At 71.2% G+C, this 16,107-nt stretch carries 15 protein-coding genes; 6 read left to right on the plus strand and 9 right to left on the minus strand.

Annotated features, from left to right (window positions below):
* Positions 1-34 precede the first annotated feature (34 nt).
* Together AC069H_RS37860 and def are read left to right on the plus strand one after the other, a co-directional pair.
* Positions 35-4,657, plus strand: coding sequence for an ATP-dependent helicase (locus AC069H_RS37860; protein WP_478235543.1), 4,623 nt, complete (start codon positions 35-37; stop codon positions 4,655-4,657).
* 37 nt (positions 4,658-4,694) lie between these two features.
* Positions 4,695-5,195, plus strand: coding sequence for a peptide deformylase (gene def, locus AC069H_RS37865; protein ID WP_478235525.1), 501 nt, complete (start codon positions 4,695-4,697; stop codon positions 5,193-5,195).
* 64 nt (positions 5,196-5,259) lie between these two features.
* Here def and AC069H_RS37870 read toward each other — a convergent pair whose 3' ends face one another.
* The 4 genes from AC069H_RS37870 to AC069H_RS37885 form a co-directional block, all read right to left on the minus strand.
* A complete protein-coding gene (locus AC069H_RS37870) occupies positions 5,260-6,345 on the minus strand; it encodes a GNAT family N-acetyltransferase (RefSeq protein ID WP_478235526.1) in 1,086 nt (361 codons plus the stop codon).
* A gap of 94 nt (positions 6,346-6,439) precedes the next feature.
* The gene (locus AC069H_RS37875; protein ID WP_478235527.1) at positions 6,440-7,108 is read right to left on the minus strand and encodes a VOC family protein; all 669 of its coding nucleotides are present in this window, start codon (positions 7,106-7,108) and stop codon (positions 6,440-6,442) included.
* Between the two features lie 127 nt (positions 7,109-7,235).
* Complete coding sequence (locus AC069H_RS37880) at positions 7,236-8,000, minus strand: maleylpyruvate isomerase family mycothiol-dependent enzyme (RefSeq protein ID WP_478235528.1); 765 nt, start codon at positions 7,998-8,000, stop codon at positions 7,236-7,238.
* Positions 8,001-8,089: 89 nt separating this feature from the next.
* Positions 8,090-8,572: an SAV_6107 family HEPN domain-containing protein gene (locus AC069H_RS37885; protein WP_340683906.1), complete on the minus strand. Its 483-nt coding sequence runs from the start codon at positions 8,570-8,572 to the stop codon at positions 8,090-8,092.
* A gap of 221 nt (positions 8,573-8,793) precedes the next feature.
* On the opposite strand from AC069H_RS37885, the gene AC069H_RS37890 reads away from it, so the two are divergent.
* A complete protein-coding gene (locus tag AC069H_RS37890; protein ID WP_478235529.1) occupies positions 8,794-9,324 on the plus strand; it encodes a YbaK/EbsC family protein in 531 nt (176 codons plus the stop codon).
* The gene (locus AC069H_RS37895) at positions 9,321-9,884 is read left to right on the plus strand and encodes a GNAT family N-acetyltransferase (RefSeq protein ID WP_016332697.1); all 564 of its coding nucleotides are present in this window, start codon (positions 9,321-9,323) and stop codon (positions 9,882-9,884) included. The genes AC069H_RS37890 and AC069H_RS37895 overlap by 4 nt, the downstream gene beginning before the upstream one ends.
* On the opposite strand, the gene AC069H_RS37900 is transcribed toward AC069H_RS37895, so the two are convergent.
* The 3 genes from AC069H_RS37900 to AC069H_RS37910 all read right to left on the minus strand — a co-directional run bounded on the left by AC069H_RS37900 (position 9,881) and on the right by AC069H_RS37910 (position 13,677).
* Positions 9,881-10,762 (minus strand): DMT family transporter, encoded by an 882-nt coding sequence (locus AC069H_RS37900; RefSeq protein ID WP_478235530.1) that lies wholly within the window; start codon positions 10,760-10,762, stop codon positions 9,881-9,883. The genes AC069H_RS37895 and AC069H_RS37900 overlap by 4 nt on opposite strands.
* A 302-nt stretch (positions 10,763-11,064) precedes the next feature.
* Positions 11,065-12,750, minus strand: coding sequence for a DUF885 domain-containing protein (locus AC069H_RS37905; RefSeq protein WP_478228749.1), 1,686 nt, complete (start codon positions 12,748-12,750; stop codon positions 11,065-11,067).
* Positions 12,751-12,792: 42 nt separating this feature from the next.
* Positions 12,793-13,677 carry a methylenetetrahydrofolate reductase gene (locus tag AC069H_RS37910; RefSeq protein ID WP_410647071.1) on the minus strand — a complete coding sequence of 295 codons (885 nt, stop codon included), beginning with the start codon at positions 13,675-13,677 and terminating at the stop codon, positions 12,793-12,795.
* 136 nt (positions 13,678-13,813) lie between these two features.
* On the opposite strand from AC069H_RS37910, the gene merB reads away from it, so the two are divergent.
* A complete protein-coding gene (gene merB, locus AC069H_RS37915) occupies positions 13,814-14,491 on the plus strand; it encodes an organomercurial lyase (RefSeq protein ID WP_478235531.1) in 678 nt (225 codons plus the stop codon).
* Here the strand turns inward: merB and AC069H_RS37920 are convergent.
* The gene (locus AC069H_RS37920; RefSeq protein ID WP_478235532.1) at positions 14,488-14,793 is read right to left on the minus strand and encodes an AzlD domain-containing protein; all 306 of its coding nucleotides are present in this window, start codon (positions 14,791-14,793) and stop codon (positions 14,488-14,490) included. The genes merB and AC069H_RS37920 overlap by 4 nt on opposite strands.
* Positions 14,790-15,458 carry an AzlC family ABC transporter permease gene (locus AC069H_RS37925; RefSeq protein ID WP_478235533.1) on the minus strand — a complete coding sequence of 223 codons (669 nt, stop codon included), beginning with the start codon at positions 15,456-15,458 and terminating at the stop codon, positions 14,790-14,792. Before AC069H_RS37925 ends, AC069H_RS37920 begins: the two co-directional genes overlap by 4 nt.
* Positions 15,459-15,505: 47 nt before the next feature.
* Here AC069H_RS37925 and AC069H_RS37930 point away from each other — a divergent pair, with 47 nt between their 5' ends.
* Entirely contained in the window at positions 15,506-16,054 is a 549-nt protein-coding gene (locus AC069H_RS37930; RefSeq protein WP_478228753.1) for a CGNR zinc finger domain-containing protein, read from the plus strand.
* Positions 16,055-16,107 lie beyond the last annotated feature (53 nt).

Below are 16,107 nucleotides of genomic sequence, written 5' to 3' on the forward strand. Positions count from 1 at the left end.
CCTCGGAGCGAAACTGTCGGTGGTCCGGCGCAGTATGGAGGGCGTGGCACACGTACTCGACCTCTTCTCCCCCGCGACCAGGGACTGGTTCACCGGGGCCTTCGCCGCGCCCACCCGCGCGCAGGAGGGCGCGTGGCGTGCCGCGCACGCGGGGGAACACGCGCTGGTCGTGGCCCCCACGGGATCGGGCAAGACGTTGTCGGCCTTCCTCTGGGCGCTGGACAGGCTGTCGGTCGAGCCTCCGCCGTCCGAGCCGAGGAAACGCTGCCGCGTCCTCTACGTCTCTCCGCTGAAGGCCCTGGCGGTCGACGTCCAGCGCAACCTGCGGGCACCGCTGGCGGGTATCTCGCAGGCGTCGCGGCGGCTCGGGCTGCCGGTCCCGGACATCGGCGTCGGCATGCGGACGGGCGACACCACCGCCGCCGAGCGGCGCTCGTTCGGCAAGACCCCGCCGGACGTGCTGGTCACCACGCCGGAGTCGCTGTTCCTCATCCTCACCTCCTCCGCCCGCGATTCGCTGCGCGGCGTGGAGACGGTGATCATCGACGAGGTGCACGCGGTCGCGGGCGGCAAACGCGGCGCGCATCTGGCCCTGTCCCTGGAACGGCTCGACGCCCTCTTGGAGAAACCCGCCCAGCGGATCGGGCTGTCGGCGACGGTCCGGCCGATCGACGAGGTCGCCTCGTTCCTGGCGGGCGGCAGGCCGGTCACCGTCGTCCAGCCGAAGCTCGCGAAGACGATCGAGGTCCGCGTCGAAGTTCCGGTCGAGGACATGGCCGATCTCGACGGTCCTCAGGGGCCGAAGCAGAACGAAGACCTCGACGCCGGCCTCGCGCGTCTGCCCGGATCGCTGGAGGACATCGACGGTGCGCCGCGGCGGCCGTCGATCTGGCCCGCGGTGGAGGAACGCGTCCTCGAACTGATCCAGGCGCACCGGTCGACCATCGTGTTCGCCAACTCGCGGCGGCTCACCGAGCGGATGACCGCCCGGCTCAACGAACTCGTCACGGAACAGGCCGAGCTGGAGCCGGATCAGCGGTATCCGGCCGAGGCGATCGGCCAGTCCGGGCTCACCACCGGCGCGGCACCGGTGATCGCGCGGGCGCACCACGGCTCGATGTCGCGTGAGCAGCGCACCCATGTGGAAGAGGAGCTCAAGTCCGGGCGGCTGGCGTGCGTCGTGGCGACGTCCTCCTTGGAACTGGGCATCGACATGGGCGCGGTCGATCTCGTCGTGCAGATCGAGGCGCCGCCGACGGTCGCTTCGGGACTGCAGCGGGTCGGCCGGGCCGGGCACCAGGTCGGCGCGGTGTCGAGCGGGGTGATGTTCCCGAAGTTCCGCGGCGACCTCGTCTCCTGCGCGGTGGTGGCGGAACGGATGGCGTCCGGGGCGATCGAGGCGGTGCGGTATCCGCGGAATCCGCTGGACGTGCTCGCGCAGCAGATCGTGGCGATGGTGGCGCTCGAATCGTGGACGGTCGACGAGCTGGCCGCCCTGGCCCGCCGCGCGGCGCCGTTCGCGTCCCTGCCGGACGACGCGTTGCTGGCCGTGCTCGACATGCTCGCCGGCCGGTACCCCAGTGAGGAGTTCGGCGAACTGCGCGCCCGGATCACCTGGGACCGGGTCACCGGCGAACTGCACGGCCGTCCGGGGTCGCAGCGGCTGGCGGTGACCTCGGGCGGCACGATCCCCGACCGCGGCCTGTTCACCGTGACGACGCCGGGTTCCGACGGCAAGCCCGGGTCGCGCGTGGGCGAGCTCGACGAGGAGATGGTCTACGAGTCCCGCGTCGGGGACACGATCCTGCTCGGCACCTCCTCCTGGCGGGTCACCGACATCACCCACGACCGCGTGATCGTGGTCCCCGCGCCGGGCGAGCCCGCCCGGATGCCGTTCTGGAAGGGCGACGCCCCCGGCCGCCCGCTGGAACTGGGGCGGGCGCTGGGCGCGTTCGTCCGCGAACTGTCCACTTCGGAGCCATCGGCGGCCAGGGAACGCGCCGCCGTCGCCGGGCTGGACGAGTACGCGTGCGACAACCTGCTCGCGTACCTGGAAGAGCAGAAGTCGGCCACCCGCCATGTGCCGAACGACAAAACCGTGCTGCTGGAACGGTTTCGCGACGAGCTGGGTGATTGGCGGGTCATCCTGCACTCGCCGTTCGGCGCGCAGGTCAACGCGCCGTGGGCGCTCGCGATCGCGGCCCGGCTGCGGGAGAACCGCGGGGTCGACGCCCAGGTGGCGCATTCCGACGACGGCATCGTGCTGCGGCTGCCCGAGGCGCTGGACATGGACGGCGCCGAGGTCACCATCGGGGTCGAAGACGTGTTGCTCGATCCGGAGGAGGTCGAGCAGCTGATCGTCGCCGAGGTCGGCGGCTCCGCGCTGTTCGCCGCGCGATTCCGGGAATGCGCGGCGCGGTCGCTGCTGCTCCCCCGCCGGGATCCGCGCCGCCGCACCCCGCTGTGGCAGCAGCGGCAGCGCGCGTCCCAGCTGCTTTCGGTCGCGGCCAAGTACGAGCGGTTCCCCGTGGTGCTGGAAGCGATGCGGGAAGTCCTGCAGGACGTGTACGACGTCGGCGGGCTGCGCGAACTGATGACCGACGTCCGGTCCCGCAAGGTCAAGCTGGTCGAGGTCGAGACACCGTCGGCGTCCCCGTTCGCGCGCAGCCTGCTCTTCGGCTACGTCGGGATGTTCCTGTACGAGACCGACGCCCCGCTCGCGGAACGGCGCGCGGCGGCGCTGGCGCTGGATTCGACGCTGCTGGCCGAACTGCTCGGCACCGAGGCGATCCGCGAACTGCTGGACGCCGAGGTCGTCGCCGAAGTCGAGCGCTCGTTGCAACGCCTCGATCCGGACAGGCACGCCCGCAACGCCGAAGACGCCGCGGATCTGTTGCGGTTCCTCGGCGATCTCTCGATCGAGGAGGCCGCCGCGCGCGGCATCCAGCGGGAATGGCTGGAGGAATTGGAGGCCGCGCGGCGGGTGATCCGGGTCCGTATCGGCGGCGGAGAACGCTTCATCGCCATCGAGGACGCCGGCCGCGTACGCGACGCGCTGGGCACCGCGCTTCCGGTCGGGGTGCCGGAGGCGTTCACCGAGCCGGTCGAGGATCCCGTCGGTGACCTGCTGTCGCGCTATTCACGCAGCCGCGGCCCGTTCAGCGCCCGGCAGGCGGCCGAGCGGTTCGGCCTCGGGACTGCCGTGGTCACCGGCGTACTGGACAGGCTGACCGCGCAGGGCAGGCTGGTCCGCGGCGAGCTGAGCCCCGTCGGGCATCCGGAGACCCACGGCGTCGGGATGGAGTTCTGCGACGCGTCGGTGCTGCGCAGGCTCCGGCGGGCGTCACTGGCCCGGCTGCGGGCCGAGGTCGAACCGGTCGAACCCGCCGCGCTGGGGCGGTTCCTGCCTTCGTGGCACGGCATCGGGGCGCGAGTGCGGTCGGCGCCGACGGCGGACGACGTACTGTCCGTGGTCGAGCAACTGGCCGGTGCCCCGCTCCCGGCGAGCGCCGTCGAGTCGCTGATCCTGCCGAGCAGGCTGCCCGGCTACACCCCGTCGCTGCTGGACGAACTCACCACGGCGGGCGAGGTCACCTGGTGCGGCTGCGGATCCCTGTCCGGCGGGGACGGCTGGCTGGCGCTCGCCCCCACGGACGTCGCCGATCTGCTGTTGCCGGATCTCGACGACGATCTGCCCTCCGGCCCGCTCCACGAGGCCATTCTGTCCACATTGGAGGGTGGAGCGCAGTTCTTCCGTCAGCTCGTGGACCGGGTGTCGCCGATGGTCGAAACCCCGCCCGGCGACGGCGAAGTCGTGGCGGCGCTGTGGGATCTCGTGTGGGCCGGTCTGGTCACCGGGGACACGCTGGGCCCGCTGCGGGCGCAGGTCTCCGGTTCCGGCGCGGCGCACAAGCCACGGCGACAGGCTCCTCGCGGCCGGTACGCGCGGCTTCGGGCCGGGCGTCCGGCGATGCCTTCGCGCACCGGGCCGCCGACGGTGGCCGGCCGCTGGGCACTGGCCCCGGGACGCGAAGCCGATCCGACCAGGCGCGCGCTGGCGCGGACGGAGGCCTTCCTGGAACGGCACGGCGTCCTCACCCGCGGCGCCCTCGATACCGAGCGTGTGACGGGCGGTTTTTCAGGAATCTACAAGGTTTTACGCGGCATGGAGGATTCGGGGCAGGTCGTCCGGGGGTACGTGGTCGAAGGACTCGGCGCGGCGCAGTTCGCGGCGAAGGGCGCCGTCGACAGGCTGCGCGCGCAGTCGGGGAACCAGCGCACCACCACCGAAGGCGCCGTCGTCCTCGCCGCCGCCGACCCGGCCCAGCCCTACGGTGCCGCGTTGCCATGGCCTGCCGCGACAGGAGACACGAAGCACCGTCCGGCAAGGAAAGCGGGCGCGCTGGCCGTACTCGTGGACGGTGTCCCGGCGATGTACGTCGAACGCGGCGGCCGGTCGCTGCTGAGTTTCACCGAGGATCAGGACAGGTTGCGCTCGGCCGCGCGGGCGCTGTCCACGGCGGTGCGGGAAGGCTGGCTGGGGCAGCTCGCGGTGCAGAAGGCCGACGGCGAGGTGGCGCTCACTTCGGAGCTTTCGGCCGTCCTTCAGGAGGCGGGTTTCCGGGCGACTCCCAAGGGGTTGCGCCTGCGGGCCTAGAATCACCGCTCAGACCTGCGGAGAAGGACGTTCGACCATGGTGATGCGCGACCTGCGCTATTTCGGGGATCCCGTGCTCAAGACCGTATGCGACCCGGTCACGACATTCGACAAGAAGATCGAGTCGCTGGTGACCGATTTGATGGACGGGGTGAAACCGGCCGGGCGCGCGGGTCTCGCGGCGCCGCAGATCGGGGTCGGGCTGCGGGTGTTCAGCTACGACGTCGGCGGACTGAGCGGGTACGTGATCAACCCCGAGATCGTCGAGCTGTCCGAAGAAACACACGAGATCGGCGAGGGCTGCCTGTCCGTGCCGGAGCTGTGGTTCCCGGTCGTCCGCGCGAAGCACGCCGTGGTGCGCGGTGTCGACCTGCGCAACGAGCCGGTCGAGGTCGAAGGCGTCGACGTGCTCGCCCAGTGCCTGCAGCACGAGACCGATCACCTCGACGGCAAGCTCTACCTGGAACGGCTCACCCCAGAACGCAAGAAGCGCGCGCTGAGCGAGGCCCGCGGCAAAGACTGGTTCTGGAACCGCTGACCCACTCCCGCATTTCGTCCTCTGAATGCGGTGGTTGGTAACCCGAACTACCGCGTTCAGAGGACTAAACGCGCGGGTCGGGGAGCCGGAAGCGCAGGGTGCCGGGGTCGCCGGGGGCGCGTTCGGGCCGGAGCCCCACACGGGTGGCGGTGCGGTGGAGGGAGTCGTCGCCGGGCAGGCAGACGGCGGTGAGTTCGCGCTCCCCCTTGGCCACGGCCAGAGTGGCGAGCCGGGCGAGCAGAGCCGTGCCGATGCCTTGGCGCTGCCAGGAATCCTCGACCAGGAGCGAGACTTCGGCCGCGCCGCCGTCGGCAGCCGGGATCAGCTGGCCGAGACCGATCACGTCACGGCCGCAGACCGCGAGCAGGCTGATCCCGCGCGGCGGCATCAGGAGCCGGTGCAGCCAGCGACGCGGCACGGCGCGCATTCCGGTGTGATAGCGGTGGAAGAGCGTCGTCATCGAGCATCTCTGGTGCAGCGCGGACACCGCTTCCGCGTCACCGGGGACGCCCTTGCGCAGGACGATCGCGGCGCCGTCGGCCCGGTCGAGCACGATCGGACCGGTCACGTTGTCGCGGACGGCGGTGGTCAGGCCGACCAGCGCGACGGCGCGGCTCAGCTCCAGTTCGACGAACGGTGACCACCGGCGGCGCGCGACGAACGCGGCGCCGTCCCCTGCCGGGAACACCGCGCGGTGCCCGCCTTCCGTGCGGGCCGGGTTCGCCTCGATCGACGGGACCTTGGTGACGACGTCGGCCGCGAGGACGCCGCGGAGCACTTCCGCGAGGCCGCCGGGCTCCTCGACGGTCCTCTTGGCCGCGGTGAGCGTCGCGGTGGCCGGGTCGACCAGTTCGGCCAGATCCGCGTCGATGACGGCGGAGCATTCGCATCCTTCGTCGCGGATCGCGTCGATGAGCAGTTGGCGCGGCAGACCGGTGGCCGGCCGCAGGACGATCTCGTCGAGCACGCCGCCGGGGACCGGGAGCACCGACAGTCCGAGGATGTTGCATTCGAGGTCGGCGAGCCGGATCGCGATCCTGGCCAGGGTGCCGGGCCGGTCGTCCACGCGGATCCGGACACGCCATGCCGACGCGGCCGCGGTCTCTTCGCCGGGATGGACCAGGGCGGGCCGGGCTCGATAGGTCTCCATGACTCCACGGTCCCGGCCGGTTGTTGCCTGCCCACGGCGCGGGTGTTTCGCTCAGGTCAGCGTTCGACGCCACCGCGCAACCCCGGCGAAACACTCAGCGGGGAGAAAGCACGCTGAACTCGTTGCCCTCCGGATCCACCATCGCATCGCCACGCTGCCCTGACGCGCCCAGCTCCCGCAGGCGCCGGACTTCGGCCGCCCGGCTCTTGCCTCGCCGTGGCGCGATCTCGAACCGCAGCCTGTTCCTGTGCCGTTTCTCCTCCCGCGTGGCGAGGAACTCGATCCACGGGCCGCGGCCGTCCGGTGGCCGCAGGCCGACGATCGCCTCTTCCCGGACGCCGGCCTCCCAGCCCAGGACGGCCGCCCAGAACCGCGCCAGCCGCTCCGGGTCGAGGGCGTCGGTGACGACCGAAGCGATCGCGCCGGCGCCCTCGTACTGCTCGCGCGGCTCGAGGACGCAGAACTCGTTGCCCTCGGGGTCCGCGAGCACCACCCACGGCACCCGTTTCTCCTCCGGCGGGCCCTGGCCGATGTCGATATGCCGTGCGCCGAGGGACAGCGCGCGGTCCACCAGCTCGGCCTGGTGCTCGGGCGAACGGCTCGCCAGATCCAGGTGCAGGCGGTTCTTGCCCCGTTTGGGGCCCGCCTCGGAGCGGAACGCCGGTTGGAACGGGGCGTCCCAGCTGAACAGCCCTTCCCAGAAACCCGCCAGATCTCTGGGAAGGGCCGAGTCGAAGACCAGGTTCACCAGCTGTGCTGCCACACCGGTGAACCTAGACGGCACCACCGACACTTCTGTGCGTCTCAGGTGAACCGGAGTTCGGTCGCTTCTCGGGCACATCTTCAGCTCCGCCGACTGGCGTGACCGGTTTGGCTTCCCCACCGACCGGTCATCGGGTCGCGAGCCGCAGAAGGGCCCAGAGTTGTCCCGCCATGTCCTGGGCTCCGCTGACCGTCACCGCCGTCGGACCCGCCCGGCCCCAGAGCCAGCGGTAGATCTTGTCCGGCTTCCCGGTGATCAGGTCGTCCGCGCGCTGGGCCTCCTCGGCCGAGCACCGCCAGGCGACCGTTTCCGTGGGCCCCGCCCTGGCGATCCAGGTGTGGCCCGCGGTGCGCACGCCGACCGAGCCGGTCTTGGTGCCGGACAGTCCGAGCAACGGCAGCCGCTGGCCGAACCAGAGCACCAGCGCCTCGTCGATCCCGTCGAGTGCCACGTCTTCGGGGATCTCCGACACTTCCCGGCCTGCCGCGCTCTCCGCGTCGATCCGGTGGATCGTCGTCTCGTGCGCCATCCGCCGCCGCCAGAACCCGTAGCTGCGGTCCGCCGGCCACCAGGTCGGCGCCAATTCGTCCGGGTCGTGGGCGGACAGTTCGGCGACGAGTTCGTCCCTGCCCTCGCGGAAGTACTCCTCCAGGTGCTGTCCCGGCCCCGGTTTGCGCTGCCAGTGCTCGGGACGCCGTCCGTCGGTGATCCAGCGGCGGGTGACCCGGTACACGCTGCCCACGTGCCTGAGGACCTCGCCGAGCGTCCAGCCAGGGCAGGTCGGGACCGGCGCGTCGGCGGACGCGGTGTGCGCCACCTGGGCCATCAACTCGGTTTCGGCGCCGATCACTTCCAGGAACCTGCCCTGGTCGATCATGGCCTGCCCGGCCATCGGGCACCCCCTCTCCGCGGTGACTCTGTCTCTAGGTGAACCCGCGTGTGAATCGGCACAGCGGGTTCACGCTCCGGCCGACAGGCTGCTCAGGCCACATGCGCCGAGTCACCCATCGGCAGCCCGTGCACCACCCGTCGCACCAATTCCAGGAACACCGTGGCGGCCCGGGTCAGCTCGTCCGCCAGCTCGACGGTGACCTTTCCGGTGATGCCCGCCTGCGCGGCGGCCCGCGTCGCCGAATTGGCCGCGAAGAACGCCGCCCATTCCTTCAGCTCGGGCGCGACGGAGTCGAGCAGTACCCAGCCGCTCGCCGGCCGGGCACGGCCCCGGTGCGGACGGCCGCGGGCCTCCAGTACCGCCGCCGCGCCCCGCAGCGCGGCGAGATACGCCCCGATGAACCGCTCCGCGGGATCGCTCTCCCGCTCTGCTTCGGCGAGCCCCCGCCTCGCCTGTGCGTACAAGGAGACCGCCGCGGGTGGTGCCGGCGGGCGCAACGACATCGGCAGGGCGGGCTGCGCGGTGCCCCCCGGCCTCTCGGCTTCGTCGGGGGACACGACCGAAACGGACATGACGACCCTCCTCCTGTACGTGAGCGCCTGCCGGTGCCCGGCGCCGAGGCGCTTCCCCCGCCCCCGCGCCGGGCACCTACCGGTGCGCGCTCACCGAATGTCGAACGTCTGTTCGAACAACTCCAATGTAACCCCGAAGTGCCCCATTCCTCAACCCCGTACCGGGGTGATCGCCGCATGTGGTGCGGGACACGGCATCGGCCACGTGATCTCATAGGCGTATGAGCACCATCGACCGGTCCGGTCATCCCTCGGTGGCCAAGGTCGCGGCCGCGCTCGCCGAGGCGGGCCAGCACGCCGCCGCCGACGGGATCCGCATCCTCCCCGCCGAAGTCCGCACGGCCGCGCAGGCCGCCGAAGCGCTCGGTGTCGAGGTCGGCGCGATCGCGAACAGCCTCGTCTTCCGAAGCCGCACCGGCGACACCGAAACGGCCCTGCTCGTCCTGACGTCGGGCGCGCACCGCGCCGACACCGGGCTGCTGGCCTCGCTGACCGGAGCCGACGAGATCGGCAAGGCGGACGCGGAGTTCGTCCGCGCGCACACCGGGCAGCCGATCGGCGGCGTCGCCCCGGTCGGCCACCCGAAGGCGTTGACCACCCTCGTCGACACCGCGTTACGTGCCCACGAAGTCGTCTGGGCCGCCGCCGGGCATCCGAAGTCGGTGTACCCCACGACGTTCGACGGCCTCGTCGCGCTGACCGGGGGCACTCCCGCGGACGTCGCGGGCGACGGGCAGGATGGGCGCCCGTGACCGCGATGTCCTCGGAATGCACCCGTTACGTCCAGCTGTCCGCGGACGAGTTCCGCGCCCGGCTCCCCGAGGCGCTGACCATCTACGTCAACGCCATGCGCTACCCCGAAGGCACGGCGGAGCAACGCGCGCCGATGTGGCTCACGCACGCGCTGCGCGAAGGCTGGCGCTGCATGGCCGCGCTCGACGCGGACGGCGTCCTGCTCGGGCTCGCCTACGGCTACAAGGGCCGCGGCGGCCAGTGGTGGCACGAGCAGGTCCGCCACGGCCTGACCCGGCGTGAGGGCCAGGCCGCCGCCGAGCACTGGATGTCCGACTACTTCGAGCTCACCGAGATCCACGTCAGCCCCGAAAGCCAGGGGAAGCGGATCGGCGAGGACCTCCTGCGACGGCTGCTCGACGGCGTGCCCAGCGCCCACGTCCTCCTTTCCACGCCGGAAGGCACCAGCCGGGCCTGGAACCTGTACCGGCGGGTCGGCTTCGTCGACGTGCTGCGGGACTACCACTTCGCCGGGGATCCGCGGCCGTTCGCGATCCTCGGCCGGACGCTGCCGCTCTAGGGTTTCGAGTAGGCGACCGTGAGCGCGGCGATGAGCACCACCGCGCCGCACCAGCCCACGGCGCCGAGCCGTTCCCCGAGCACGGCCATGGACAGCAGCGCGGCGGTCAACGGTTCGAGCAGGGCGGACAACGCGGCCAGTACGGGATGCGCGCTTTCGAGACCGCGGAAGTACGCGGCGTACGCCAGCGCCGTCGGCACGACGCCGAAGTAGACGACGAGCGCGAGCACGTCGGCCTCAACCGGCACCGCCATCCCGAACCACAGCGCGGCCGGGGCAAGCGCGGCGCCGCCGATCAGGCAGCCGAAAGCCGTGGTGGGCAAGGGATCGAGGCCTTCGACGCGGGTCGCGGTCACCAGCGTCAGCACGGCGAACCCAGCCGCTGCGAGCAGGGCGAACAGCACTCCGGCGACGTCGACCTCTTGTCCGGGCGTCCACTGCAGCAGCGCGAGCCCGACGAGGGACCCGGCCACGGACACCGCCGTCCACGCTCCGGGCAGGCGGCGGGTCTTGACGGCCGTCGCGACGGCGAGCAGGACGGGCGCGCTGCCGATGGTGGTCATCGTCGCGACGCTCACGGAACTCAGTGAGACCGCGGCGAAGTAGCTGGTCTGGAAGAGGGCGAACAGGCCGCCGACGGCGAGCAGACGGCGGCGGACCTCAGGAGTGCGGGGGAAACCGCGGAGGCTCCCGGTGAGACAGAGATAGCCGGTGGCGATCACGCCGCCGATGAGCAGCCGGTACGCGGCGACACTCAGTGGATGGAGGCCCGCCCGGGAGGCGAGCAGGGATCCGGCGAGACCGCCGGTCCCCCAGAGGACTCCGGCGAGGACGAGCGCGGCCGACGATCGGGCGCGCGTGGGTACGGCAACGGACATGGGGAAACGCTCCTGCGTCTGTGTCTGTCGGAAAGGACGTCGACGACGCGGGGTGCTTCAGTGCAGCACGGATCGGCCGGGCGGCTGGAACGCCGCGCGGCCGGAGACACCCCGCTCAGGAAGCGGGGGGTGGGGTGACGAGAAAGATCCGGTGCACGGACGGAACCTACCAAGGCCTTGGCACCGGACGCACGTGAATTCCGGCATACGGAGGCGTCCTCCGGATGCAATTAACGGTCCTTTCCTTGCGAAATTCGCAAGGAAAGGACCGTTCATAGCACGTCCAAAGGGGAGCGGCGGGCTCAGTCCTGCGCGGCCAGCATCTCCCGCAGGGTGTCCAGCCCCATCCCGCCGAGCGCCAGCGCCCGCGTGTGGAACTGCTTGATGTCGAACGCGTCGCCCTGCCGCGCGCGGGCCTCGTCGCGGGCGGTGAGCCAGAGCCGTTCGCCGAGCTTGTACGACGGCGCCTGCCCCGGCCAGCCCAGGTAGCGATCGATCTCGTCGTGCACGTGGGCCGGGTCGGTGACGGTCCGGGTGAGCATGAACTCCAGGCCCAGTTCGGGCGTCCACCGCTCGCCCTCGTGGAAGCCGGTACCCGCCGGGATCTCCAGCTCCAGGTGCATGCCGATGTCGACGATCACCCGCGCGGCACGGAACAGCTGCTCGGACAGCATGCCGAACAGTTCGCCGTCGTCGGAGAGGAACCCGAGGTCCTCCATCAGCCGCTCGGAGTACAGCGCCCAGCCCTCGGCGTGCCCGGAGGTGAACGCCAGCAGCCGCTGGTACTTGTTGAGCGACTCCGACTGGTCGACCGCGGTCGCGATCTGCAGGTGATGACCCGGCGCGCCCTCGTGGTAGACGGTGCTGACCTCGCGCCAGGTGGTGAACTCGTCCCGGCCCTGCGGCAGCGACCACCACATGCGGCCGGGGCGGGAGAAGTCCTCGCTCGGGCCGGTGTAGTACGCGCCGACGGTGCCACCGGGCGGGGCGATCTTGCACTCCAGCGCCATCACCCGGTCGGAGATGTCGAAGTGCTTGCCGCGCAACGACTTCAGCGCGTTGTCGGACAGGTTCTGCATCCAGGCCTGGAATTCCGCCCGGCCGCGTACGACGTACTTGGGGTCGGCGTCGAGGACGGCGGCCGCCTCGGCGAGGGTGGCGCCGGGTTTGACCCGGCCGGCGACCTCGCGCATCTCCGTCTCGATACGGGTGAACTCGGCCCAGCCCCAGGCGTAGGCCTCGTCCAGGTCGAAGGTGGCTCCGGTGAACAACCGGGACCACAGCCGGTAGACCTCGGCGCCGACGGCGTCCTTGACCGGCGCCAGCGGGGCGAGTTCGGCGCGGAGGAAACCGGCGAACTCCGCGTACGCCTCCTGCGCGGCGTGAGCGGCCTGACCGAGTTCGGTGCGGAGCTTCTCGTCGACGTCCTTCGCGCCCGAGACGAGAGTTTCGAAGAAACCGGCCTCGTCCTTCAGACCGGCCCAGGTTTCGGCCTGTTCGGCGACCTTGCCGACCTGCCGCAACGCCGACACCCGGCCGGCGTCCGCGGCCGCGAGCAGCGAGGCGCGGAGACCGTCGAGCGCTTCGGGCACCCTCGCCATCCGGGCGGCGATCGTCGCCCAGTCCTCCGCGGTGTCGGTGGGCATGAAGTCGAAGACCATGCGCAGTTCCTGCACGGGGCTTTCGATCACGTTCAGCGCCGCGATGTCGAGACCCGCCTCGTGGATCTCCAGGTGCAACCCGATCCGCTCGGTGAACACCGCCTTGGCCGCGCGCTCGCCGTCGTCGGCGGGTTCGGCCGCTTCGATGTCGGCCAGCGCACGGGCGGCGATGGCGGCCCGCGCCGCGTGCCCGGCGGGCGAGTAGTCGGTCAGCTGGTCGTCGTATCCGGAGATGCCGAACGTCGTCGCGGCGACCGGGTCGGCAGCGGCGTAGTCGTCGACGTACCGGTCACAGATCTGGTGCACACTTCGCGCGGTTGAAGCCATGACCGGCACGCTACCGGGATGGCGGGCGACTTCGGTACGGAGTTACGCGCGGGCCGGGACCAGCCCGAGCCTGCTGACCACCTCACGCGTGGCCTTGGACCGGTTGAACGTGTAGAAGTGCAGGTCGGGGACGCCTTCGGCGATGAGCCGCTCGCCCAGTTCGGTCACCGCGTCGATCCCCTCGGCGCGGAAGGCCTTGGGGTCGCCGGCCAGCGGTTCGAGCCGGTCCAGCAGCCGCCGCGGCGCCGGCGCGCCGGACAGCTTGATGGACGTGTGCAGTGTCCGCGGCGTGGTCAGCGGCATGATGCCGGGGATGACCAGCGCCTCGCAGCCGGTGGCCGCCACCCGGTCGCGCAGGCGGAGGAAGTCCTCCGGCTCGAAGAACAGCTGCGCGATCGCGAAATCCGCGCCGGCGCGAAGCTTGCGCACGAGGTACTCGGTGTCGGCTTCGAGGTTCGCCGACCTGGGGTGGCCGTACGGAAAGGCCGAGACGCCGACGCAGAAGTCGCCGAGCGAACGCACCAGCTCGACGAGTTCCTCGGCGTAGTTGAGCCCCTCCGGATGCGGGACCCAGTCGCCGTAGACGTCGCCCGGCGGGTCGCCCCGCAGCGCGAGGATGTTCCGCACGCCGACGGCGGCGTACCAGCCGATGACGTTGCGCAGTTCCGCGACCGAGTGGTTCACGGCGGTGAGGTGCGCCATCGGCACCAGCGTGGTTTCGGTGGCGACGCGGGCGATGCTGCGGATCGTGCCGTCCCGGCTGGAGCCGCCGGCGCCGTAGGTGATCGACATGTACGCCGGATCCAGCGGCTCGAGTTCCCGGATCGATTTCCACAGCACGGCCTCGTCTGCCGCGTCGCGGGGCGGGAAGAACTCGATGGAGAACACGGGTCCATCACCCTGCAACCGCTCGACCACCGAAGTCATTCCGCCATTTTAGGGGGGAATGTCCGCTGGCTGGGAGCCCCCTCTCAGGCTATGGGCGTGCGACTTCAGCCACGTACGAGCGGTTGCCGAGCGGAGCCGGGCTGGGGAGACTCGGTGACGAGCACAGGGAGCCGCCATGAGCGCCGAAACCGACACAAGCTGGGATGAGGACGTCCGCGTCGCGGTCTACCGCGCGTTCGCCGAGCACGGGAGGCCGCCGACGGCCCCCGAACTGGCCGACGCCGCCCACGGATCACTCGCGGTGGCGAAACAGGCACTGCACCGGCTCGCGGAGCGACGGCATCTTGTGCTCGACGAATGCGAACACGTCGTGCTGGCGCATCCGTTCGCGGCGATTCCGCTGGGATTCTCCGTGATGGGCGCGCACACGCTGTGGTGGGGCGGCTGCGCGTGGGACGCGTTCGCGATCCCCCATCTGGTCAAGGCCGAACCCGAGGTGCTGGTGTCCACGCGCTGCCGCGGCTGCGGCGAGCCGCACGCCCTGCTGGTGAACGACCGCACTCCGCCGAAGGGCAGGCTGGTCGCGCACTTCCTGGTGCCGGTGGCGCGGATGTGGGACGACGTCGTGCACACCTGCGACAACCAGCGCCTGTTCTGCGGTGAGTCCTGTGTGGACGGATGGCTGGCGGAAACGGGGCAGGACAAGGGATCCGTCATGGATCTGGCGACGCTGTGGCGGCTCGCGGCGGGGTGGTACGAGGGTAGGCTGGAGCACGGGTACACCCGCCGGGATCCGGCCGCCGCGGCCGCGTACTTCGCCCAGGCCGGGTTGAGCGGCCCGTTCTGGAGCTAGACCAGGAAGCGCAGAACGGCGGTGACGACGACCCCGCAGAGGATCGCGGCGAGCACCGGCACGCGCAGCGCGTAGGTCACCGCGATCGCGGCAAGGCCGGCGCAGAGGGTCCAGTCGAGCCCGGACCAGGCCGGATCGGCCACGTCCGTGAGCACGAGACCGGCCAGCAACGCGGGCGCGAGCAGCGCGATCACGCTCGCGAGCCGCGGCGGCAGCGTCCGGTCGCCGAGCAGGACCGGGCCCGCCGCCTTGAACCCGATGCTGACCAGCGCGACGAGGACGATGGCGAGCCAGAGCGTCATCGCCGCGCCCCCAGTCCGAGCAGCGCGGCGGCGGAGGCGCCGATCAGCGCGAGCCCGACCGGGACGAACAGCACCAGGGCCCCCGCCAGGCAGGCGGCAAGGGCCGCGGTCAGGACCGCCTGGCGCGAGCGGCGCAGTTCGTCGACGAGCAGGACCAGGAAGAAGCCGGGGAACACGACGTCGAGCCCGAACCGCGAGACGACATCCGGTGGTGGCGCGGCCAGAACGCCCAGCACCGTCCCCAGCACCCATGCGGGCAGTTGGACGACCGTGCAACCGATGAGCTTTTCGCGATCGAAGCGCCCTTCGCCAAGGTGGGCGGCCACCCACGAACCGTCGACGACGGCCTGGCCCTCCCACGCGCGACGCAGGCGTCCACCGCGCAGATCCGAGGCGACGGCGGCGCCCATCGGCAGGAACCGGGCGTTGATCAGGGCCGCCGCGCCGACCGCGACGGCGAGGTTCCCGCCGCCCGCGAGCGCGGTGGCCATCGCGAACTGGGCCGAGCCGGAGAACACGAGGATCGACGCGACGATCGGGGCCGCGATCCCCCAGCCCAGCGTTTGGCTGTACGCGCCGAAGGTGACACCGAGAACGAAGGTCGCGACACCCAGCCCGAGCCCGATGCGGGCGCCGGCCAGATAGTTCCGCCGGAGCGTCGTCATAACCTCGACACTAACAAGCTAAACTGCTTTTGACCATTAGGAGAACCATGGACGGCCACTGGAACGGATACGACAGCATCGGCGGAAGCGTGCCGTTGGACCTGGTCAACACCGTTTCCTGGCGGCGCGATCCGGCCCGGCGGGAAGACCGGCTTTCGGCCCCGGAACGGCTGTCCGAGTGGGTGGTCCTGGTCGGCGCCCGCACCGAACGGCTGGAGATCTCCGAAGCCGTCTTGGAGGCGGTGAAGGCCTTCCGCGAGACGCTCTACCGCGTCCTCGTCTCGGCTCCGCCGGACCCCACGGCACTGCGAAAGCCCCTGCTCGCGGCGTATCGGCACGCCGAGCTCGCGCCGTCCCTGCCGTTGCGGTGGACGGTGCCGCTGACGGGCGACGCCGCCTTGCCGCACTTCCTCGCGCTGGAGGCCGAGGAACTGCTTCGATCCACGAAGATGGAACGGATCCGCGAATGCGAGGGGCCGGGCTGCGGCTGGGTCTTCACCGACCACACGCGCAACCGGTCACGGCGCTGGTGCAGTTCGTCGGACTGCGGCAACCGGGCGCGGGCGAAGCGGCACTACGACAAGACCCGCGTTTAGTCCTCTGAATGCGGTCCTTGCGCGTGCAACTACCGCATTCAGAGGACTAAACG

It is taken from the genome of Amycolatopsis sp. NPDC043887, from assembly GCF_056435665.1.